Origin of the sequence: Winogradskyella bathintestinalis (assembly GCF_030407435.1) — a bacterium.
GTDB lineage: Bacteria > Bacteroidota > Bacteroidia > Flavobacteriales > Flavobacteriaceae > Winogradskyella > Winogradskyella bathintestinalis.
Map to the genome: position 1 here is coordinate 43,495 of NZ_JASDDK010000009.1, position 23,223 is coordinate 66,717.

Below are 23,223 nucleotides of genomic sequence, written 5' to 3' on the forward strand. Positions count from 1 at the left end.
TTGGTCTGAGTTTTTTTGTTTTATATATAGTAAGGTTTGTTATCATTTTACCCGTACACTATCTGGTACCAATACGGTATAATCTCCATTATTTCTAATAACGTCTCGTACTATTGATGAGGAGATAAAAGAAGTCTTGGAAGCTGTTAATAAAAATACGGTTTCAATTTTAGATAGTTTTCTATTAGTATGTGCAATGGCTTTTTCAAATTCAAAATCCGCAGGGTTCCTCAACCCTCTAAGTATAAATTCAGCATCTATTTTTTCACAAAAATCAATAGTTAATCCGGAGTAGGTAACGACTTTTATTTTAGGTTCGTTTTCAAATAGTTTTTCAATAAACTTTTTACGCTCATCTAAAGAAAACATATAGTTTTTCTCAGCATTGATGCCAATGGCAACAACCACTTCATCAAACAGTTTAATACCGCGTTGAATAATATCGTAATGTCCGTTTGTTATCGGGTCAAAAGACCCTGGAAATAATGCGCGTTTCATGTTTACTTACCACGTTAGTGGAGAACTTATTTTTGGTTAATAGTACACAAAGATAAAGGAATTCTTAATATGAGTTCTTAGGTATAAAATTTATAACCAATCAATTGCTATGGATGGTTGTAGGAATTGATAGATACAAACAAACTAACGCTTCAAACTTTCCTCTATCGCATTGCCGAACAAGTCCTTTAAAGTAATGCCTGCAATTTCTGCCTGTTGTGGTAAGATACTTTCTGTAGTTAAACCAGGTACGGTATTTACTTCGAGCAAATGAGGTTCGTCATTTTTAAAGATAAATTCACTTCTCGTAAACCCTTTCATTTTTAGAATTTCATAAATTCGTTTTGCTTCATTTTTAACTTTTCTGGTATAATTTTCAGAAATTCTTGCAGGTGTAATTTCTTGTGATTTACCCTCGTACTTGGCTTGGTAATCAAAGAAATCATTTTCGGAAACTATTTCGGTGATTGGTAAAACTAACGTTTCACCTTTATAGGAAATTACACCAACGGAAACTTCTACACCATCTAAAAATTGTTCAATTATTATTTCGTTGTCTTCTTTAAATGAATTAGCAATGGCCGCTTGTAATTCTTCTTTTTTATACACTTTTGAGATACCAAAACTACTTCCTGCTTTATTGGCTTTTACAAAGCATGGTAAACCCACTTTAGATATTATGGCATCTTCATCTATAGAATCGCCAAAATTAAGAGGATAACTCTCTGCCGTTTTTATGCCATAAGGTTTTAAAGCCGATAACAAATCGCGCTTATTGAACGTTAGAGCGGCCTGATACATGGAACAACTGGTTTGTGGCATGCCTAACAATTCAAAATACCCTTGCATAAAACCATCTTCTCCGGGCGATCCATGAATGGCATTAAACACACAATCAAATTCTATTTTAGTTTCATGTACTAAAACTGAAAAATCATTTTTATCAATCGCAAATTCTTCATCCATCTCATTGACAAAAACCCATTTATCTTTAAAAATATGAATGCGATAAGCGTTGTACTTGTCTTTATCTAGTGTGTTAAAAACAACGTTACCACTCTTTAGAGAAATCTTGTATTCGCTAGAATAACCTCCCATTATAATTGCAATATTTTTCTTCATTTTTAGTTTAAATAAGCGATACCGTAAATGTATAATATATTTTTTATAAACTAATTCAGTTGTTCATACGTATTTTATTTATGTGTCGTTATTATTTCTTAGTTTTGCCAACAATTATTTGCTTATGAGTTTTGTTAAGTTTCTTACCAGTAAAGTGTTTTTTAAACAAGTGGCGTTGGCTATCGTAGCTGTTGTAGTCTTGTGTTTTATTGTGTTAAAATGGTTGAATGCAACTACCAATCATGGAGAATTTGTAATAGTACCAGACCTTAAAGGTAAATCTCTAGAAACAGTTGAGATAGAATTAAAAGATAACGATTTAGCTATGGAAATTCAAGATTCGGCAAATTATAATCCAAAATATCCTAAGTATTCTGTAATCGAACAAAACCCTTTAGCAGGATCACAGGTTAAAGAAAATAGAAAAATTTATTTAATTTTAAATCCTTCTGGTTACCGAAAAGTTGAAGTGCCTAACATTTTGAAACGAACGTTCAGACAGGCCAAACCACAATTAGAGGCTTTGGAATTTGTCATTGGTAAAATCACATATAAAGATGCCATTGGTGAAGGAGTAATGTCCATGTCTCATAAGGGTAAATCCTTAAAACCAGGTACACTATTACCATTAACGTCTACGATAGATTTGGTAGTTGGTAATGGTAAACTATAATTATATATAATGCCAAATATTCCCGATATTTCTGAAGAAGAAGATAACGAATTGTATGAGCATCACGCTTTTAGAGTCGTAAAAGGTCAGCAACCGCTTCGCATCGATAAATACTTAATGAATTTCATTGAAAACGCCACACGTAATAAAATACAAGCGGCTGCAAAGGATGGGAGTATATTTGTTAACGATGTGCCTGTAAAATCGAATTACAAGGTAAAACCTAACGACTATATTACGGTTAAATTCGAACATCCGCCGCACGAAAATCTGTTAATCGCAGAAGATATTGCAATAGATGTGGTTTACGAAGATGATGATTTGCTAGTGGTTAATAAACCTGCAGGAATGGTAGTACATCCCGGACACGGTAATTATTCTGGAACTTTAATAAATGCCTTAATTTTTCACTTCGAAAATCTCCCAAACAACTCTAGCGAAAGACCTGGTTTGGTGCATCGTATTGATAAAGATACTAGCGGATTATTGGTGGTTGCTAAAACCGAACAAGCCATGGCGCATCTTTCTAATCAGTTTGCCAAAAAAACAAGTGAGCGCGAATATGTGGCTTTAGTTTGGGGAAATATGGAAGAAGATGAAGGAACGATTGAAGGTAATATTGGCCGTCATCCAAAAAACAGATTGCAAAATACAGTGTATTTAGATGATGAAGAAGAAAAAGGCAAGCCCGCCGTTACGCATTATAAAGTTTTAGAACGTTTGGGCTATGTTACTTTAGTAAGTTGTAAACTCGAAACGGGTCGTACGCATCAAATCCGAGTTCATATGAAACATATCGGTCACACGCTTTTCAATGATGAACGTTATGGTGGAGAGCGCATTCTAAAAGGCACCACGTTTACCAAGTATAAACAATTTGTAGATAACTGTTTCAAAATTCTACCGAGACAAGCTTTACATGCCAAAACATTAGGATTTGTACATCCCACCACTGGAAAATTCATGAAGTTTGAGTCTGAAATTCCAGACGATATTCAGCAGTGTATTGACAAGTGGAGACATTATGCTAAGCATGTTGATTAGGATTTTTTATGCAAACAGATATCTCTGATTAAAAAAATACATAAACCATTTTAATTAACCAAGAGGGTTTATTTTTTGAGGGCGTTTCTCTACTTCGCTTAAGCTACGTAGAGTCAGGCTGCCCATTATATCTTTTATTTGGTCACTTCAACTTCGCGCTGAAACCAAATAAAAGGATGCCATTGCCATCCTTAACGCGCTTTCCAAAGGTCGATGATTAGCATCAGACTAAAAGCAAATCTTAATGACAACTCATTATTTAATTTAGAAAATAGCTATTCACTATGTCATCATCAAGATTAGTTCTTATTAATATTTGAAACTCTTTTGTTTAGATTGTATTTTTACAAATGAGAGAGAAAAAAAAAGTTTAACCTTTAATGAGATTTCTGCTTTCGCAGAACGTAATATGAAACTAGTACTATCACCAGCAAAATCATTAGATTACGAAACCAAACTGCCAACAACACAAATAACTGAAGGACGTTTTTTAGCTGAAGCAGAACGTTTAAATAAATTATTAAAAAAGAAATCCGCAAAAAGCTTATCTAAGTTAATGCATATTTCAGATAATTTAGGACAATTAAATTACGAACGCAACCAAGAATGGGAATTGCCATTTACAAAGAAGAATGCAAGACCGGCCATATATGCATTTAATGGTGATGTATATCGAGGTCTGGATGCCTATACTATCGAAAACAAAAAGTTGGATAAAGTAGAAGATACAATTCGTATTCTGTCGGGGTTATACGGTGTATTAAAGCCGTTAGATTTAATTCAGCCATACCGCTTAGAAATGGGCACAAAAATGTCTGTTGGTAAAAACAAGAACCTTTATGAATTCTGGAAAAAGAAAATCACAAAATCTTTAAACGAGGAATTAGAGAACGACGAACTTTTTCTCAATTTAGCAAGTAATGAATATTTTAAAGCTATCGACACCAAAGCTTTAAAAGTGCCTGTGGTTAATGTGGCATTCAAAGAATTTAAAAATGGAAAATATAAAATCATCGCAATTTTTGCTAAAGTAGCTAGAGGATTAATGGCACGTTATATTATTGATACTAATGCTAAAACTTTAGAGGATATTAAAGGTTTTAATCTTGAAAATTATGGTTTTAGTGAAGAACTTTCTTCTGAAAACGAGTTGGTGTTTACAAGATAATTTGTAGTTTATATATATTAATAATTGGTTATCGAAACTTGAAGCGTTTGTAAATATTAAACGGTCTATAATTTCTACTAAATCTTCAGTTTATATTCGTAAAAAGTCAGTAATTTTAGAGATCTAACCCACTTTTATGTACTACTACTTAATTGTTGCCCTTCAAGTGTTTTGTATTTATCATGCTTATAAAAACCATAAACCCTATTATTGGTATTTTATAATACTCTTTATTCCTATGCTAGGTTCACTTATTTATTTGATCACGCAGGTTTATAATAAAAATGACGCTGATAAAATTCAGAGTGAATTAACGTCCGTCATCAATCCAACTAAGAAAATTAAGGATTTAGACAAAAAGATAGAATTTTCAGATACTTATACCAACCGAATAGAATTAGCCGACGCGTATGCTGCTAATAATGACATGCCAAAGGCCATTATAAATTATAAGGAAACCTTAAAAGATACAGCTCAAAATAGTTTGTATGCACATCAACAATTAATTTTGTGCTACTTTCAATTAAAAGACTATCGGGGTGTAATAGAACATTCAGAATTAATAATCGACAAATCTGAATTTAAAAACTCTAAACAGCAATTCTGCTATGGTTTGGCGTTAAAAGAATTAGGCCAATTAGAAAAAGCCGAAAAACAATTAAAACAAATAGACAGACCTTATTCTAATTATAGTGAACGATTAGAATTGGCAAAGTTCTACCTAGAAAATAATAGAATTTCCAAAGGAAAGGAATTACTGAACGAAATTTCCACGGAATCCCAACACATGACGAAACCTAACAGACGTATTTACAGAACAACAATAGTAGAGGTTGAACGTTTGTTAAAGTCGTTGTAAAGTTTATTATTCCTGCGTCGGTAGGAATCTACTTTGAACAAAAAAAATATGTTTTTTCACAAACACCCATACCAGCCCTTTATAAAAAGAGATACGAAAAAATTAATAGTTGGTACGTTACCTCCTCCGAGATTTTCTACAGGGGATTTGCTAGAAAAAGATGTAGATTTCTGTTATGGCAGTTATTACAATTCGCTGTGGTTATTTATAGATAAAATCCATAACCTTAACTTACGTTTCGATAATTCTCAAGAAGCCATAGAGCAGCGCCAGCAGTTTTTAATTGAAAACAAAATCGGAATATGTGACATTGTAGAAAGTGCTGAACGCAAAAAAATTGATGCATCCGATTTAGGAATGCATAATATAAAATTGAGAGACGTTGTTGGTTATATTAAAGAATATTCAAGTATAGAAACCATTTTATTTACAGGAGGCAATAGTAAAAATGGTCCGGAATATTTCTTCAGAAAACATCTAAAAGATTACAACCTGAAATTAGTATTGGTACATAACGAAGTGCCCAGGATTCACCAATTTTCATTACATGTCAATCAGAAGCATACGGCTACATCGAGCACAATTGAGAGGTCTCAGAAGTTAAGAACAATCAAAACGGTCTCATTAACCTCAGGTTCTGGAGCAGCCAATATTTCCATTAGTAGATTGCCGTTATATAAACAACTCAAAACCAAGAATCCAGACTTTAATACTTTTGATTTTCGTGTGATGCAGTATTCTGAATTTATATAAAATAGCGGTCGAATAACTTTAGTGGTAAGAGTTTGCTCTTAAGATTTATAAATGGGCAACCAAACGACTATACTAATATTATAAAAAGCGAATTGAATAGTAATTTATTTTTTCTGACAACTTAAATTTAGGAAATTACAAATCATAATGTTTTAAAACACGAATCGTTTTCTTAACTTGTATTTCAAACAGCGAAACATGAAAAAAACTCTCCAAATAGCCAATGGCATTGCCTATCTTTTAGTAGTAATCGTTAACTATGTTTCAGTGACGGGAGCTTTAAACAATAATACAATTGGTGAAATATCCGACAGTTATAATTCTTTGTTTACCCCAGCGGGTTATGCATTTTCAATCTGGGGAATTATTTACATGCTATTATTAGGTTTCATAATTTATCAAGGTAGAAGCTTATTTACAAAAGCAAAAAACGATGAGTTTATTCTGCATACAGGATGGTGGTTTGTATGGTCTTGTGTCTTCAACTCCCTGTGGGTGTTTGCGTGGGTATACAACTATACAGGATTGTCTTGTATAATCATTTTTTTATTGCTCATATCACTTTTTAAAATTGTACTTAATAACCGAATGGAACTAGACGACGTCCCTTTTCCTAAAATAGTATTTTTATGGTGGCCTTTTGTTATCTATTCGGGTTGGGTCACTGTGGCGAGTATTGTTAATGTTTCAAGTTATCTTGTTAAATTGAAGTGGGATGGATTTGGAATTTCCGAAGTGACTTGGGCTATTGTAATGATAAGCATTGCCGTTCTTATTAATATACTATTAACTTGGAAACGCAATATGCGCGAGTTTGCCTTAGTAGGCGTTTGGTCTCTAATAGGCATTGGTTATGCGAATGAGCTTACTAATGATACGTTATTTTACGTAGCGTTTTTGGGAGCTTTAGTATTATTTGTTAGTTCAGGTATCCATGCTTATCACAATAGAGCGACGAATCCATATTTAAAATTTAAGCATTGGCGGGATTCTAGATCCTAAATAATAATACCATATTTGTGAGAGTCATCGTCTAATTTAACTGTACCTTTGGCAACTAAGAAAAATGACGCTAAAAATTAGATGGTCATTTACCAAATAATTTATATGTCATTCAAATCATTGGGCTTATCTGAGCCATTACTAAAAGCGATTAGTAAAAAAGGATACGAAACTCCTTCTCCAATACAAGCTAAAGCTATTCCACCAGTTTTAGAAGGCAAAGACGTTTTAGCTTCTGCACAAACCGGAACAGGAAAAACGGCAGGTTTCACCTTACCTATGCTTCATCATTTATCTAAAGGACCAGAGCAAAGGCATCGACCAGTTAGAGCATTAATCTTAACGCCAACGCGAGAATTAGCAGCGCAAGTACATGCGAATGTTAAAGAATATAGTGAGTTTTTAAATATAAGAAGCGCTGTAATTTTTGGCGGTGTTAACCAAAAACCACAAGTAGCTAAAATTCGTCAAGGAATTGACGTTTTAGTAGCTACACCAGGGCGATTAATTGATTTAGAAAATCAAGGTTTATTGTCTTTAAAGCGTGTAGAGATATTTGTCTTAGATGAAGCCGACCGTATGTTAGACATGGGTTTTTTGCGTGACATTGAGCGTATTATGAAATTAATACCAAACAAACGTCAAAATTTAATGTTCTCTGCAACCTTTTCAAAGGACATAAAAAAATTAGCCTACTCTATTCTTAACAATCCTGTACAAGTTGAGGCCACACCAGAAAACACAGCTGTTGAGGTTATAGAACAAAAAGTGTATCGTGTTGCTAAGGGTAAAAAAACAGGCTTAATTATAAAGTTAATTTCCGATGGTAATTGGAAACAAGTTTTAGTTTTTACAAGAACGAAACACGGAGCAAACAAACTGTGTAAAAAAATGATCAGTGCTGGTATTACAGCGGCAGCCATTCACGGGAATAAAAGTCAAGGTGCAAGAACTAAAGCTTTAGCCGGTTTTAAGAATGGATCTGTAAGAGTATTGGTAGCCACTGATATTGCAGCAAGAGGATTAGATATTCCGTTGTTACCACATGTTATAAATTTTGAGTTGCCAAACATTTCCGAAGATTATGTACACAGAATTGGTAGAACGGGTCGAGCAGGCGCAGAAGGCCAAGCAATATCATTGGTGAGTGCAGATGAAACAACTTATTTACATGGTATAGAAAAATTAATAGGTGAGTCTATTGAAGTCGAAATTGTAGAAGGTTTTGAACCCGATCCAAACGCGTCTACAGAACCTATTAAACCTGGGCAAAATAGAAATAGAAATCAAAGAAGCAGTAGGAATTCTAATACTAGAAATTCAAAAAAACCTAAAAATTCTAACCGAAACAGAAACCGAAGACGAAACGATAATAGAGATTAGTCGCTTACCGTTTAAAGAAGAATTATAGCGTCGCTTTCTGTGCAAAAAATCTATTCTAAATATGACACCTCAATTAAAGGAAAAAATTTTAGAAGTTTGTAATAAGAAAATAGCTCAGAAGGGAGCTAACGTTGGAATTTCATTTTATGCTTTTTTTAAAAATAAAAATGATAATCCTACATTGTTAATGGAAGCTGCAACTTGGTGGATAGAAACGCATAAGTTAGACCATTTTGAAAAAGCCATTAAGATTAAAGAATTAATTAAATCTCTATAATTTGTCAGCACAACTCAACAATCCGTTGCACGGAATAAAACTAGAACAGATTCTTAACGATCTACAAGCGCATTACGGTTGGGAATATATGGGTTATCAAATTAATATTCGATGTTTTACCCAAGATCCATCAGTGAAATCTAGTTTAAAATTTTTAAGACGTACCCCGTGGGCAAGAACTAAGGTTGAGCAAATGTATTTAGATTATCTAAAGAAAAACCCAAAAACTAAATAGCTAAGTACGTAGTTATTTCGAATTACAGTTAAATAAAACAACCTATAAGAATTATAAGGTATGTAGTTTTTTATCTTTTTTCTTGTCTAGATAATGTCTTAATACTCCGCCTTTCACGTTATTAACATCAAATTCAACAATAAAAGCATTTTCGTCTATATCTTCAATAATTCGATGCATTTTTTTTATATCTATACGATTAATAATAGTATGAATGATATCAAAATCTTGCTGTGGACCTGTACTTCCAAATCCTTTAGACCCTTTATAGGTGGTTAGTCCTACACCTAATTCCATCATAATAGCATTCTTAATTTTTGCATAATCATTGGATACTATGGTGACACCAATAAAATCTTCAAAACCTTCAATGGTTAAATCGGTAACTTTGGCTGTTACTATATAAGTAAGAATTGAGTACAGCGCAATCTCTACAGAAACAACCATAGCAGTGATACTAAACAAAACAATATTAAACATAAGAATAACTCTACCTATACTTAAACCAAATTTATCATTGAGATAAATACCTAAGATTTCTGATCCATCCAAAACTGATCCATTTCTAATGGCAATACCTATTCCGCCACCCAAACATAGTCCTCCAAAAATTGAAATGAGAAGTTTGTCTTCTGTAATAATTCCATAGTTTCCAAAATGAATTATAGATGCAAAGGCCAGTATACTAACAATAGATTTAATAACAATTCGCTTAGAAACTGTGTAATAACCTAAAATTAAAAATGGTAAACTAAATATTACAAGTAATAATGAAATATCTATTCCGATCACTCTATTTACCAGCAAAGCTATTCCTGTAACGCCACCATCCATAAAACCATTGGGTAATAAAAATGCTTTTAAACCCACACTTGCTAAAACAATACCTATTGCGATTTGGCTGTATTCTGATATATAATTATAAGTTTTTGAATGTTTCAAGGGTCAGTTTTTATAGTTCCATTTAATGTCTAAGAAGTTACAAAATTCATTGAGAAATAAAGTTTTTTAATATTATATTTTTAGAGAAACTCTAATTTAAAAAATACCTTAGTGATGTCTTTAAGGAAGTGAGTTGAACTATTTCCGCTATATTAGTAGGATTTTAGGTTTGAAACTCTGACGTTGGTCCAAAAATAAATAGAGGCATATTTTTTAATATTTCGGCATTACTATCGCGAGGTTGGTCATTCTAAATACAAAAAAATCCTCTAAGGTTTGTAGAGGATTTTTAATAGTCAATAAAATAAAAAGATATGATTTAACTTTTTCACATTAAAAGTTATCCCTTTTTTTCTAAAGTATTACTTTTTTTAGCTCGAAGTTTAGTCTCGTTGGGGTTTCTTTTTTCGCGTCTCATTTCAAAAGCGGCTTTAAATTCGGTCTTATCTAAACTTCCGTTTTTATCAGTATCCATTTCTGCAAACTGACTTTCGAATTGTACTTCTTTCGATTTGTCCTTTAACTCTTTAGTTTTAAATTCTTCTAAAGTAATGGTGTTATCGGCATTAATGTCTAAATGTTTGAACATTCTTTCCGATGGGTCTGTTTTTAATTCTTTCTTTTTGCTTTCTATTTTAAACTTTTCTTGAGCTCCTATAGTTGAGATAGAAGCAATAGCAATAATAAATATTCCGGTTTTTAATGTATTAGAAATCATTGTGTTTCGTTTTTAATTTGAATTTAGACTAAAATAATTAAAAATGGTTTAAAAAAGATCAAATGATTAAATTATTTAATCATTTGTAAAATCTGTACTTGGTAGCTTACGTTATAAAAAGTTAAATCTAAAAAGCATAATTTTTAATAGCTCAAAAATGTTTAACCGCATTCAATCTGACGTAAACCTTCATAAACAATTATGCCAACGGCATTCGCTAAATTTAAGCTTCTAATGGCTTCACTAAAAAGTGGGATTTTAAATAGTTGAGCGTCGTGTTTCTCAATTAATGGTTTAGGTAAACCAATAGATTCTTTCCCAAATACTAAGAACATACCGTCTTCGAAGGTAATATCCCAATGGCTTTTTGAACCATGACTAGACAAAAAAACCATTTTTTCATCCTGGTTTTTTGAAAAAAAGTCATCAATATTATCGTAGTAGATAACATCTAAATGTTGCCAATAATCGAGTCCAGCACGTTTAAGACGTTTGTCATCTATTTCAAACCCAAAAGGCTTTACTAAATGTAATTTTGAACCTGTAGCCAATGCTAATCGGCCAATATTGCCTGTGTTATTTGGGATTTCCGGTTCTATGAGAACGATGTTTAATGGCATAATATGAAAAAAGTCTATTCAAATATATGAATAGACTTTGTAAATTTTTCTTTTAAATAATTACTTTTTTGTTTGCTGATCTTTTATTGTTTTTTTGTCAATATCAAATTTATTAGTTTTTTGATTGACATGCTTTGTTGGATTATTCAAATCCGTTTGATTTTGAGTTTTCGTTTTAAACTTTTTTTTATCCTCTATAATTCCCATGATTTCTTTATTTTATCGTTAGTGGATAATGTAAGAAAATTTCTCGGAATTTTGTCACAAAGAACTCTTAAATCCTTGGTTGCTAATGTTAAATAGTATTAACGACCTTTGAGAATCATATCTGAAAAAGATCCAATAGTATCAACCCCGTCCTTGGTTAGGTGTTTAATAAAAGCACTTCCAATAATAGCACCTTTGGCATATTGTGTAGCTTGTGTAAACGTTTCGTGATTTGAAATACCAAAACCTACAATTTGAGGATTTTTCAAATTCATATTAGCTATCCGCTTAAAATAGCTAGTTTGCTCGTCACCAAAACCAGAACTACTTCCAGTAACACTGGCTGAACTTACCATATAAATAAAACCGTTAGATACCGAATCGATATAACGAATGCGCTCATCTGACGTTTGTGGCGTAATCAGAAACACGTTGATGAGTCCATATTTCTCAAAGATATGTTTATAGTCTTCATGATAGACATCAACAGGTAAATCTGGAATTATAAGACCATCAATACCAATGGCTTCACATTTCTTACAAAAATCTTCCACACCATATTGTAACATCGGATTAAAATAACCCATTATTATTAAGGGAATGGAAACCGTTTTTCTAATATCTTTTAATTGGTCAAATAATAACTCGCTCGTCATGCCATTTTTCAAGGCTTGCGTAGAACTTGCTTGTATGGTAGGTCCATCAGCCAATGGGTCACTGAATGGTAACCCAATTTCAATCATATCGACACCACTTTTTTCTAAGTTTTCTATTATCGTAGCAGTATCATTCACTTGTGGATACCCCGCCGAAAAATAGATGGACAATAGCTTTTTATCTTCTTTTAGTTTTTTATTGATTCTATTCAAAATTTATCAGAAATTTTTAAATTTATTTGTCTAGGTAAAAATATAATTTAAAAACGAAATTTCAATAGATTCCTATAATCTTCTTGTTATAACCTTAAGAGGTTCATTTTTGATACTAAAAACCATATAGAAAAATTGCAAAGGGTTGAAAATAAAATTAATAATTAAAAAAGGTCAACCGTTTTAAATTTTACAGTATTCATGTCCTTAGATGCTAATTATGGTTAAGTGAAGATTCGCCATTATATTTAATAACTCCGTGTATAATTATAAGTAAATTCTAACGTTATAGGTTTTGTATATAATTATATTTGTACCGAATAAAATTCATCAATAAAATTTACAACAATGATGTTACTCAAAAAACAGTTAATCATCGTTTTTCTAGTCGTTTCTTCACTAGCAATTGCACAAAAAACTGCGGTTTATACTAGCGATTTACAAGATTATCAAAAAGCATTAACGCTCTATAATAACAAACAGTATAAAGCAGCTCAATCGCTGTTTGATACCATTAAAGACGAAACCGAAGATATTACCATTCAATCCGATTGTGCGTATTACATAGCCAATTGTGCGGTACGTTTAAATCAAAATAACGCAGACGATTTAATTACGGAATTTGTAGAAGACTACCCAACAAGTACCAAACGAAATACCGCTTTTTTAGATGTTGCCGACTATTATTTTGATAATGGAAAGTATGCTTATGCCCGCAAATGGTACGATAGAGTAGATGAAAGTAGTATCGCGCGATCTGAAAAGGAGCGTTTTAATTTTAATTATGGTTATGCATTGTATTCAACTAAGGACGAAAAGCAAGCAACCAAATATTTAAACCGCGTTGTAAATTCCAAAGAATACGGTTCGCAAGCCAAATATTATATCGGATTTTTGGCGTACCAAGGTGATGATTACGATAAAGCTAACGAGTATTTCGATCAAGTTAGTGATAACGAAAAATACAAAGAGAAGTTATCTTACTATCAAGCAGACTTAAATTTTAAGTTAGGAAAATTTGAAAAAGCAATTGCGCTGGCCGAAGAACAATTGCCAAATGTTAGAGGTGTAGAGGCCTCTGAATTGTCTAAAATTATTGGTGAAAGTTATTTTAATCTTGAAAAATACACTGAAGCAATTCCGTATTTAAAAGCCTACCAAGGTAAAAACCGAAAATGGAATAATACCGATTATTACCAATTAGGATATGCGTATTATAAACAAAATGATTTTGAAAGTGCTATTTCAGAATTCAATAAAATTATAGATGGGAATAATTCAGTAGCACAAAATGCTTACTACCATTTAGGAGAGAGCTATATTAATTTAGACAAAAAACAAGAAGCCCTTAATGCTTTTAGAAATGCATCTCAGATGGATTTTGATCTAAAAATACAAGAAGATGCTTGGTTGAATTATGCCAAAATCAGTTACGATATTGGTAATCCATATCAATCGGTGCCACAAGTTTTAACGGGATATTTAAAACAATACCCAGATTCTGGTTTTACAGATGAGATTGAAACGTTATTGATAGATTCTTACATCACATCAAAAAATTATAAAGAAGCTTTAGAGTTATTAAAAGGAAAAAACAGTTTCGAAAATAAGGCAGCCTACCAAAAAGTTGCTTTTTTTAGAGCTGTTGAATTGTATAATGAAAATAAGTACAACGACGCATTAGACTTGTTTGACGGCTCATTAAAAGAACCAAGAGATCCAAATTTTGTTGCAAAAGCGACTTTCTGGAAAGCAGAAACCGAATATAATCTTACTAATTACAACGAAGCCTTAATTGGCTTTAAACAATTTGAAGATTTAAGTGAAACCTCGAATTTACCTGAAAACGAAAATCTAAATTACAATTTAGCTTATACCTATTTTAAGTTGAAAGATTATAGCAATGCATCTAACTATTTTGAAAAATTCATACAACACAAATCGAATGACAGGTTGCGTTTAAACGATGCGTATTTAAGACTGGCAGATGGATATTTTGTATCTAGTAATTATAACGATGCGATTACGGCCTACAAAAAAGCGATTCAACTTAATGAGATTGAAACGGATTATGCTGCTTTTCAAACTGCAATGAGTCAAGGCTATTTAGGTAAGGGTACGAATAAAATTTCAGAATTAAAGGCGTTTATAAATAATTATCCAAAATCGGCTTTAAGAGACGATGCCATGTATGAATTGGCTAATTCTTATGTGAAATCTAACGAATCAGATAAGGCCATGCAAATGTACGACCGTTTAAATTCTGAATATAGTCGTAGTGCTTTTACATCTAAGGCATTATTACGTCAAGGATTAGTGTACTACAATGGTAATGATAACCAACGAGCGTTGACCAAATTTAAAAAAGTAGCCTCCGATTTTCCGGGGTCAGGGGAAGCGGTTCAGGCGGTTTCCACAGTTCGTCTAATTTATATCGATTTAGGTCGTGTAGATGAATACGCTAATTGGGTAAGAACGTTAGATTATGTTGAGGTTACTGATGTCGATTTAGATAACGCAACATATTCCGCAGCTGAAAAACCCTATTTAGATAACGAAACAGACAAGGCCATTCGACAGTTCAATAAATACTTGAATGAATTTCCAAAAGGTCTTCACCACCAGAAAGCGCATTTCTACTTGGCACAATTGTATTACAAGAAAAATTTATTCGATAATGCGCAACCACATTATAAAACCGTAGTAGACGCGTCAAAATCTGAGTATACAGAGCAAGCTACCGTTAAACTTAGTGAGATTTATTTAAGCAAGTCTAACTGGGAACAAGCCATTCTTGTATTGAAAAATTTAGAGCTTGAAGCCGATTATCCTCAGAATGTTATTTATGCACAGTCTAATTTAATGAATGCTTATTACCAAACTGAAGACTATGCAAAAGCGGAAAGTTATGCCGAAAAGGTATTGAGCCATTCAAAATTAGATAACAAAGTGAAGAGTGATGCCAAGTTGATCATTGCACGCTCGGCTATTAAAACAGGAAACGAAGCAAAGGCAAAAACAGCTTACGCAGAAGTAGGAAAAATTGCTACAGGAAGTGTTGCTGCTGAAGCATTATACTACGAGGGTTATTTTAAAAATAAAGCTGGTGATTACGAAGCATCTAATACCACTATTCAGAAACTAGCTAAGGATTATGGTAGTTATAAATTGTATAGTGCTAAAGGTTTGGTGGTGATGGCTAAGAATTTTTATGCTTTAGGTGATGCGTTTCAAGCCACTTATATTTTAGAAAGTGTAATGAGCAACTTTCCAGATTTTACAGAAGTTGTAAGTGAAGCAAAAACAGAATTAAATAAAATAAAAGCGGAAGAGGCTAAGACAAATTCATCAATCGAAACTGACGACAATTAGAATCCCTTTGAAAAAAGGGATCTCATAAATCGTCAAAATATTTGCAATCAAATAAATACACATGAAAACTAAGTATATAATATTATCGCTATTAACATTGAGTTTAGCTTTTGGCAATGCCCAAGAAAAAGACACCATTGCAGACCAAACGGTCAATGTTATAAAACCATACACACCAACAATTTCAGATGCGTTTAAAATTAAGGATAACCCAACCTTAAGCGATTCAAACAGTGTAAAGAAAAAAGACATAAAGTATAATATTTTTTCAATTCCTGTAGCCTCAACCTTTACACCTGCAAAAGGAAAAGCAGCAACGGTAGATAAGGCTAAAGCTGTAAAATTGTATGATAATTATGCCTCTTTAGGTTTTGGGTCTTACACCACTATTTTGGGTGAAGTGTATCTCAATCACGAATTAAGTAGAGATGAAAATGTTGGTGGCTATTTTAGTCATCATTCATCACAAGGAGGAATCGATGATTTACTTTTAGATGACAATTTTTCTAAAACAAAATTAAACGCTTACTATAAAAAAAGTGATAGAGATTTTACGTGGCAAATAGATGGAGGATTTAATTTACAAACCTATAATTGGTATGGAGTCTCTCAAGATTTTTATTTAGAAAGTGATTTAGACGGTGTTGATGCTGGCCAGATATATAACGACTTATATGTTGATGGTAAGATAGATTTTGAAGATGCTATTGTAAAAGATGCTAGTCTTCGATTTAGACGTTTTGGAGATAGTCATGATTCTGCAGAAAATAGATTAGTGGCCAAAACTGGTTTTGATTTTCCTGTTCAAGATGAAGTTATTAACGCAGAGCTATCAGTAGATTATATCAGTGGTTATTTTGAAGGAGATTTGGTTACTACTGCAGAAATTGACTACGGGAATATAACTTTGGGTTTTGCTCCTTCTTTTCAAATGACACGAGATGATTTAACCTTAGATTTGGGTGTTAAATTGGTTTATCTTAATGATACAGAATTTAGTGAAAGTAAATTTTTAATCTATCCAAATATTGAAGCGTCTTACCGTTTAGTTGATGAATTATTAATTGCTTATGGTGGACTTAAAGGCGATTTAATTCAGAATTCGTATTATGATTTTGCAAACGAAAATCCATTTGTATCTCCGTCTTTATTTATAACACCAACGGATCAGCAGTACAAAATATTTGTGGGTGTAAAAGGTAAACTTACCAATAATGTAGGTTATAATTTAACAGCGAATTATGCTTCAGAAAAGAACAAAGCCTTGTATAAATCAAATCCGGCTTCAAATGCTCCATTATCTGTATATCAGTATGGAAATTCATTTAACGTAACTTATGATGATGTAACTACGTTTTCGGTAGCAGGTGAATTGAATGTGGACTTTAATAGAAATTTTACATTAGGTGTAAAAGGAGAGTTTTTTGCGTATAATACAGATAACCAAGCTGAGGCATGGAACTTACCAGATCTTACAGCCTCTCTTTTCTTAGATTATCAAATCTCTGAACAATGGTTTGCAGGATCAAGCTTGTTCTTTGTAGGTGAACGTAAGGATCAGAGACGATTTGTTGATGAACTTAATGCGTTGAATAATACGGTTGCAACGGTTTCTTTAGATAGTTATTTTGATATCAATGCACATGTGGGTTATAAAGTAAACGACCAGTTGTCTATTTTTGGGAAGGCAAACAATATTGCAAGTCAAAATTACGAGCGCTGGTTGAATTTTCCAGTTCAAGGGATTCAAGTGCTTGCAGGAGCCACTTATCAATTTGATTTCTAAAAATAGTAGCGTCATTGCGAGCAGCGTGAAGCTATCTTTTAATTTTATTGTTATAGTTCAAAAGCGTTCCAATTCGGAGCGCTTTTCTTATTTTTACAACGCTTAAAACTAAAGACAATGAGAAGATTATTTTTTATCGCGATATTACTGACAGTTGTATCTTGTGAGACCGAGAAGCAACAAGCCGATTTAATTGTTACCAATGCCAATATTTATACCGTTGATAAAGACTTCAATAAAGCAGAAGCATTTGCGGTAAAAGACGGTAAAATAATTGCGGTTGGTACATCTTCAGAAATAGATGAACAATACCAATCTGAAGAAATTATTAATGGTAAAGGCAAAACACTTTTACCTGGTTTTATAGATGCACATTGTCATTTTTTAGGATTAGGTTTTAATCAGCAAGCCGTGGATTTAGTGGGCACTAAAAGTTTCGCAGAGCTTATGAAGCGTGTGTTAGATTTTCAAGATGAAAAAAATAGTGCATACATTTTAGGAAGAGGTTGGGATCAAAACGATTGGGAAGACAAACAATTCCCAAATAAAAATTTATTAGATAAATTATACCCTAACACACCGATTGCTTTAACGCGTATTGACGGACATGCCATATTAGCCAACCAGGCTGCCTTAGACTTGGGTAATGTTACCGTTGATAGTAAAATAGATGGAGGTGAAGTGGTAGTAGAAAATGGAAAACTGACTGGAATTCTCATCGATAATGCAGAGAATTTAGTCATGGATTATTGGCCAAAACCAAGCAGAGCGGATTATATTGATGCCTTATTAGAAGCGCAGAAAATATGTTTCGATTTGGGGTTAACCACGGTTGATGACGCAGGATTAGATAAAGAGGCAATAGAAATTATAGATAGCCTTCAAAAATCTGGCGCACTAAAAATGCGTATTTATGCTATGGTGTCGCATACAAACGAAAATTTAGATTATTTCTTAGATAAAGGAATTACAAAAACAGACCAACTTAATGTACGTTCATTTAAGTTTTATGCAGATGGTGCTTTAGGATCTCGAGGCGCAATGCTTAAAGAGCCTTACAGCGATAAGCCTAGTCATTTAGGATTGATGGTTACTGACTTAGAAACACTTAAAAAATCTGCAGAGCGCATTGCAAATTCTGAGTTTCAAATGAATACCCATGCTATCGGGGATTCAGCGAACCGAGCTGTTTTAGAAACGTATAACAAAGTTCTTAATGGAAAAAAAGATAGACGATGGCGTGTAGAACATGCACAAATTGTATCTCCTCAAGATTTTGATTTTTACAAAAATATTATGCCCTCAATTCAACCAACACATGCTACTAGCGACATGTATTGGGCGGAAGAAAGAGTAGGTGCTGATCGCATTAAAGGTGCCTATGCTTATAAGCAATTGTTGGATGCTTACGGCAAAGTAGCTTTAGGTACTGATTTCCCTGTGGAACGTGTAAGTCCATTTCTAACATTTTATGCAGCAGTAGCTAGGCAGGATTTAGAACAGTATCCGGACAATGGTTTTCAAATGGAAAATGCATTAACTAGAGAAGAAGCTCTTAAAGGAATGACCATTTGGGCAGCCTATTCTAATTTTGAAGATAAAGAAAAAGGGAGTATAGAAGTTGGGAAGTTTGCAGATTTTATCATCTTAGATAAAGATATTATGACTGTTGATGCTAACCAAATTCCTGATGTTGAGGTGTTGAAAACTGTAGTTGATGGTGAGGTGCAATAATTTATAAGTTATGGTGCCATGCTTCAAAAAGAAGACCTCAATTTTCATAAAGGTTTTTCCTTCGGAACGTTGTGCAATAACCTAATATATTCGCACTAAATAATCAAAATGTTCACCATCCATAATTTTTTCACATTGTAAACCAACCGTTATACAAGCAGTTTTTAAGGTTTCAAAATCGAGGTACAACCATTTCATCGGGTTTTCTGATTGGCCTTTGTATGATAAGAAATAATCTAATTCTCCAGGATAGCCTTGATTTAAATCTAACCACATACCACCATCTTCATCTTCATACATGTAAGAAATATCAGAGGAGTCAATGAGAATTTGACCATTAGAATTTAAAAGTGATTTTAAATGTTTTAAATAGGTCGCTACGTGAGAAAGCTCTTGAAAAATTCCTGTACCATTCATCAATAATAAAATGGTATCAAACTTTTCGGTCGGGCTTACTGTATATTCTAACAGAGACTTTAATTCAGTATTTATGACTCCACGTGCTTTTGCCACTTCTATAGCACCTTCAGAAGAGTCTATACATGTTACAAAGAGGCCTTTTTTCTGTAACCATAATGCGTGATTTCCTGCTCCGCAACCCACATCTAAAACTTTACCTTTTGATAATTTCAGGGCTTTCTGTTCCAATTTTGGCATTTCAGAAAAAGACCTAAATAGGTAGGGTAATGGTAAAATATCCTCATCCGAAATATTTGTAGAAGTCACAAGGTCTTCAGAATAATTTCCGTTTTGGTAATCGAGTAATGCTTTTCCGAAGAGATCTTTCATAATGACGAAAAAAAAGTATTTTTACAGTATGCAAGACCAAATCGATAATCTTCCAAAGTTCGCCAAAGATAAGCATAAGGAGAATAAAACCTTTTTTACAAAGTTAAAAAAGAAACCACCAAAGCATTTAGATTATCTAATGCAAGAGTTGCACGACAATGAGTTTGAACGTACTGATTGTTTAGAGTGTGCCAATTGTTGTAAGACTACTGGTCCTTTATTTACGGACAAAGATATTCAGCGTATATCGAAGTTTTTTAAAATGAAAGAGCAACAATTTATTGAAACTTATTTACACTTAGATGAAGAAAATGATTATGTGCTAAAAGCGGTGCCATGTACTTTTTTAGGATCAGATAATTATTGTTCTATATATCATGTTCGCCCAAAAGCATGCCAAGAATTTCCGCATACTGACCGAAAAAAATTTCAACAAATTTCTCATTTAACCTTGAAAAATGTAGCTATTTGTCCGGCAGCGTATAATATAGTGGAAGAAATGAAACGTAGAATTCAATTGTAATAATGAAATTTTCGGAATAATTGTTGATGAGTAACTGACTAAAAATATCAAATGAAAAATTTCACTATAGCATTAATATTATTCTATTTCACGCACAACATATCTAACGCGCAACCATGGATGACAAATTTAGATATAGCGCAAAGCTTAGCTAAAGTGGAAAACAAAATGGTGTTAATGGTTTGGGAAGAAGCGACGACTTATCCATATCATGTTTCAGTTAATTTAAGTAATGGTACGACTGTAATAGTGGAAAATATGTTTACAGATGAAACAATTAGTCCATTAATTTGGAAACATTTTGTACCTGTAATTGTGAGTGAAAACGAGTATGCAGATTTATACGATCAAATTACGAACAAGAGAAACCAAAGATATGTCGATAAATTTAATGATGATTCTATTAAGATTATGGATATCAATGGACATATTTTAAATATGTCTACCCAATTAGAGAACTTTCAAAATATCACCACCATAATTCAGAAATATGCCTTAAATACTGAATTTTTAGCTAACGAGTTACGAGGTTATACACTGAATAAAGACTTTTATTCATCCTATTATTTGGCTTCTAAATATCTTGATTTCTCTATGTATATCAATTCAGAAATTAGAAAAGAGATTGTCGATTTATCAAATATCTATTTAACTGAAGCCACAAGTTTTATTAGTGAAAATCCAAACGAAGAACAACATATGTTAAACCAGCGTGTTGAACTTTTAAAACTTAGAGAATATTTAATTATAGAACGTCCGAAAAAAGTATTGAGAAAATTAAAAAGAATGAACCCAGAAAATGTTGCGACTAAAAACCAGCCTACTGTGGCTTTTTTATATTATACGGCACATATGATTTTAGGAGACGAAACTAAAGCCGAACAATGGAAATCTAAAATATCTTTAGTAAATTTGAAGAAAGCACAAATGCTTATTAATCTCAATTCCTAATTAATTGGAAAGTATCATTACATATTTTGAAACTATTCCTTCTTCGCACCGAAGTCTCATTTTAGTTGGTGGTTTAACATTCTTTTGGCTACTTGAAGGCGGTTTGCCATTGTTCAATTTTACCTATAAAAAATGGAGGCATGCCCTTCCTAATTTCTTTTTTACAGTAACTACAATCGTAATCAATTTTGCATTGGCCTTTTTACTTTTAGGTGCTGCCGATTGGGTGAAAGTAAACGAATTTGGTATCATCAATTGGTTACCCACACTTCCATTATGGTTATATGTATTACTCGGCATTTTATTACTCGATTTTTTTGGAGCGTATTTAGCACATTTTGTAGAACATAAAGTCAAGCCTCTGTGGATGGTGCATTTAGTGCATCATACGGATCATAACGTCGATACAACAACCGCTAATAGACATCATCCATTAGAAAGTTTAATACGGTTTTTGTTTACCTTACTTGGTGTTTTTGTGGTGGGTACACCCATTGCTCTAGTGATGCTTTACCAAGCATTATCGCTTGTGTTTTCGCAATTTACTCACGCCAATATAAAAATGCCAAAAGGCTTAGATAAATTATTAAGCTACGTTATTGTATCTCCAGACATGCACAAAACGCATCACCATTACCGTTTGCCTTATACAGATTCTAACTTTGGAAATATCTTTAGTATTTGGGATCGTATGTTCGGAACTTATTTATATCTAGATCGAGAAAAGTTGAAATACGGAGTCGATGTTTTTCCTGATGAGATTAAGAATAGTAATATTAAAGATCTACTAAAGCAACCCTTTCAAAACTATGAAAAATCAACACTTTCAGCTGATGTTGAAAAATAGTTCAATTGTATTTTTACTCTTTCTGTGCATGAGCTGTAATACAACACAAAAACATATAGATATTCAGGGGCATAGAGGGTTTAGAGGTTTGTTTCCTGAAAACTCATTACCAGCATTCGAAAAAGCAATTGATTTGGGTGTTCATACTTTAGAATTGGATATTGTAATTTCAAAAGATAATAAAGTGGTGGTTTCTCATGAGCCATTTATGAACCCAGTAATTTGTTATAACCCAAAAGGTGAAGGTATCTCAGATACGTTAGAAACGCAATATAATTTATACCAAATGGATTATGATGCAATTAAACGTTTTGATTGTGGTTCTAAATTTCATCCGCACTTTCCAGATCAGAAAAAACTGAAATTATATAAACCGTTATTATCTGAAGTTTTTGATTTGGTCAGCAATAAAAACTCAGAGGTAAAGTTTAATATAGAAATTAAAACAAAATCTAATTCTTATGGCGTTTTTACACCAGAACCTAAGGCTTATGTCGCTTTGGTTTTAGATGTTATAGAAAAGCATAACATGATGAGTCGTGTAAATCTTCAGTCTTTTAATTTGCCTATTCTTGAAGAAATAAAAAAACAATCTCCAAATATGACGATAGCATTGTTAATTGAAGATTATGAAACTATTGATAAGAAATTGGAAGCATTGTCATATAAACCAGAAATTTTGAGTCCTGCTTACAGTTTGTTGTCTGCCGAATCGGTTAAAAATTGTATTATACTGAAATAGGTTGACTCTTTTTGGTTACTATTTAGACGTTCAAAAGATTTTTTTTAGCCGTTTAGAAGGCAAAAAAATAGTTTGAACTGGGTCAGTTCTTAAATCGTAAGTTCAGGTA

At 32.8% G+C, this 23,223-nt stretch carries 24 protein-coding genes; 16 read left to right on the forward strand and 8 right to left on the reverse strand.

Annotated features, from left to right (window positions below; genetic code table 11):
• Positions 1 to 42: 42 nt before the first annotated feature.
• Positions 43 to 498, reverse strand: a complete 456-nt coding sequence (gene coaD / locus QMA06_RS15285) for a pantetheine-phosphate adenylyltransferase (protein ID WP_290207779.1) — start codon at positions 496 to 498, stop codon at positions 43 to 45.
• 144 nt (positions 499 to 642) lie between these two features.
• Complete coding sequence (locus QMA06_RS15290) at positions 643 to 1,620, reverse strand: D-alanine--D-alanine ligase (RefSeq protein WP_290207780.1); 978 nt, start codon at positions 1,618 to 1,620, stop codon at positions 643 to 645.
• A gap of 124 nt (positions 1,621 to 1,744) precedes the next feature.
• On the opposite strand from QMA06_RS15290, the gene QMA06_RS15295 reads away from it, so the two are divergent.
• From QMA06_RS15295 to QMA06_RS15335, 9 genes are all read left to right on the forward strand, one after another.
• Positions 1,745 to 2,293 (forward strand): PASTA domain-containing protein, encoded by a 549-nt coding sequence (locus tag QMA06_RS15295; RefSeq protein WP_290207782.1) that lies wholly within the window; start codon positions 1,745 to 1,747, stop codon positions 2,291 to 2,293.
• 9 nt (positions 2,294 to 2,302) lie between these two features.
• Positions 2,303 to 3,337: an RluA family pseudouridine synthase gene (locus QMA06_RS15300; RefSeq protein WP_290207783.1), complete on the forward strand. Its 1,035-nt coding sequence runs from the start codon at positions 2,303 to 2,305 to the stop codon at positions 3,335 to 3,337.
• Positions 3,338 to 3,746: 409 nt separating this feature from the next.
• Positions 3,747 to 4,505 carry a peroxide stress protein YaaA gene (gene yaaA / locus QMA06_RS15305; protein WP_290207784.1) on the forward strand — a complete coding sequence of 253 codons (759 nt, stop codon included), beginning with the start codon at positions 3,747 to 3,749 and terminating at the stop codon, positions 4,503 to 4,505.
• A gap of 136 nt (positions 4,506 to 4,641) precedes the next feature.
• Entirely contained in the window at positions 4,642 to 5,364 is a 723-nt protein-coding gene (locus QMA06_RS15310; RefSeq protein ID WP_290207785.1) for a hypothetical protein, read from the forward strand.
• A 48-nt stretch (positions 5,365 to 5,412) separates the two neighbouring features.
• Entirely contained in the window at positions 5,413 to 6,117 is a 705-nt protein-coding gene (locus QMA06_RS15315; RefSeq protein WP_290207786.1) for a uracil-DNA glycosylase family protein, read from the forward strand.
• 198 nt (positions 6,118 to 6,315) lie between these two features.
• On the forward strand, positions 6,316 to 7,119 hold the full coding sequence (locus QMA06_RS15320) for a tryptophan-rich sensory protein (RefSeq protein ID WP_290207787.1): 804 nt from the start codon (positions 6,316 to 6,318) through the stop codon (positions 7,117 to 7,119).
• A 105-nt stretch (positions 7,120 to 7,224) separates the two neighbouring features.
• Complete coding sequence (locus QMA06_RS15325) at positions 7,225 to 8,502, forward strand: DEAD/DEAH box helicase (protein WP_290207789.1); 1,278 nt, start codon at positions 7,225 to 7,227, stop codon at positions 8,500 to 8,502.
• Positions 8,503 to 8,563: 61 nt separating this feature from the next.
• Positions 8,564 to 8,779 carry a DUF6500 family protein gene (locus tag QMA06_RS15330; RefSeq protein WP_290207790.1) on the forward strand — a complete coding sequence of 72 codons (216 nt, stop codon included), beginning with the start codon at positions 8,564 to 8,566 and terminating at the stop codon, positions 8,777 to 8,779.
• A 1-nt stretch (position 8,780) separates the two neighbouring features.
• Entirely contained in the window at positions 8,781 to 9,014 is a 234-nt protein-coding gene (locus QMA06_RS15335; RefSeq protein WP_290207791.1) for a VF530 family protein, read from the forward strand.
• 51 nt (positions 9,015 to 9,065) lie between these two features.
• On the opposite strand, the gene QMA06_RS15340 is transcribed toward QMA06_RS15335, so the two are convergent.
• The 5 genes from QMA06_RS15340 to trpA form a co-directional block, all read right to left on the reverse strand.
• A complete protein-coding gene (locus tag QMA06_RS15340) occupies positions 9,066 to 9,956 on the reverse strand; it encodes a YitT family protein (RefSeq protein WP_290207792.1) in 891 nt (296 codons plus the stop codon).
• A 340-nt stretch (positions 9,957 to 10,296) separates the two neighbouring features.
• On the reverse strand, positions 10,297 to 10,674 hold the full coding sequence (locus tag QMA06_RS15345; RefSeq protein WP_290207793.1) for an EF-hand domain-containing protein: 378 nt from the start codon (positions 10,672 to 10,674) through the stop codon (positions 10,297 to 10,299).
• Between the two features lie 161 nt (positions 10,675 to 10,835).
• Positions 10,836 to 11,294, reverse strand: coding sequence for a tRNA (cytidine(34)-2'-O)-methyltransferase (locus tag QMA06_RS15350; protein WP_290207794.1), 459 nt, complete (start codon positions 11,292 to 11,294; stop codon positions 10,836 to 10,838).
• A 60-nt stretch (positions 11,295 to 11,354) separates the two neighbouring features.
• Entirely contained in the window at positions 11,355 to 11,501 is a 147-nt protein-coding gene (locus tag QMA06_RS15355; protein WP_290207795.1) for a hypothetical protein, read from the reverse strand.
• Between the two features lie 98 nt (positions 11,502 to 11,599).
• Positions 11,600 to 12,370, reverse strand: a complete 771-nt coding sequence (gene trpA, locus QMA06_RS15360) for a tryptophan synthase subunit alpha (RefSeq protein WP_290207796.1) — start codon at positions 12,368 to 12,370, stop codon at positions 11,600 to 11,602.
• Positions 12,371 to 12,718: 348 nt separating this feature from the next.
• On the opposite strand from trpA, the gene QMA06_RS15365 reads away from it, so the two are divergent.
• From QMA06_RS15365 to QMA06_RS15375, 3 genes are all read left to right on the forward strand, one after another.
• Positions 12,719 to 15,742 carry a tetratricopeptide repeat protein gene (locus tag QMA06_RS15365; protein ID WP_290207797.1) on the forward strand — a complete coding sequence of 1,008 codons (3,024 nt, stop codon included), beginning with the start codon at positions 12,719 to 12,721 and terminating at the stop codon, positions 15,740 to 15,742.
• Between the two features lie 61 nt (positions 15,743 to 15,803).
• On the forward strand, positions 15,804 to 17,528 hold the full coding sequence (locus QMA06_RS15370; RefSeq protein ID WP_290207798.1) for a porin family protein: 1,725 nt from the start codon (positions 15,804 to 15,806) through the stop codon (positions 17,526 to 17,528).
• Positions 17,529 to 17,645: 117 nt separating this feature from the next.
• Positions 17,646 to 19,262 (forward strand): amidohydrolase, encoded by a 1,617-nt coding sequence (locus tag QMA06_RS15375; protein WP_290207799.1) that lies wholly within the window; start codon positions 17,646 to 17,648, stop codon positions 19,260 to 19,262.
• A gap of 81 nt (positions 19,263 to 19,343) precedes the next feature.
• Here QMA06_RS15375 and QMA06_RS15380 read toward each other — a convergent pair whose 3' ends face one another.
• Positions 19,344 to 20,051 carry a class I SAM-dependent methyltransferase gene (locus QMA06_RS15380; protein WP_290207800.1) on the reverse strand — a complete coding sequence of 236 codons (708 nt, stop codon included), beginning with the start codon at positions 20,049 to 20,051 and terminating at the stop codon, positions 19,344 to 19,346.
• A gap of 28 nt (positions 20,052 to 20,079) precedes the next feature.
• Between QMA06_RS15380 and QMA06_RS15385 the strand changes: the two genes are divergently transcribed.
• The 4 genes from QMA06_RS15385 to QMA06_RS15400 are packed head-to-tail and all read left to right on the forward strand — an operon-like array spanning position 20,080 to position 23,114.
• On the forward strand, positions 20,080 to 20,574 hold the full coding sequence (locus QMA06_RS15385; RefSeq protein WP_290207804.1) for a YkgJ family cysteine cluster protein: 495 nt from the start codon (positions 20,080 to 20,082) through the stop codon (positions 20,572 to 20,574).
• Positions 20,575 to 20,625: 51 nt separating this feature from the next.
• A complete protein-coding gene (locus QMA06_RS15390) occupies positions 20,626 to 21,525 on the forward strand; it encodes a hypothetical protein (protein WP_290207801.1) in 900 nt (299 codons plus the stop codon).
• Positions 21,526 to 21,529: 4 nt separating this feature from the next.
• On the forward strand, positions 21,530 to 22,372 hold the full coding sequence (locus QMA06_RS15395; protein ID WP_290207802.1) for a sterol desaturase family protein: 843 nt from the start codon (positions 21,530 to 21,532) through the stop codon (positions 22,370 to 22,372).
• A 28-nt stretch (positions 22,373 to 22,400) separates the two neighbouring features.
• Positions 22,401 to 23,114 (forward strand): glycerophosphodiester phosphodiesterase family protein, encoded by a 714-nt coding sequence (locus QMA06_RS15400; RefSeq protein WP_290207803.1) that lies wholly within the window; start codon positions 22,401 to 22,403, stop codon positions 23,112 to 23,114.
• Positions 23,115 to 23,223 lie beyond the last annotated feature (109 nt).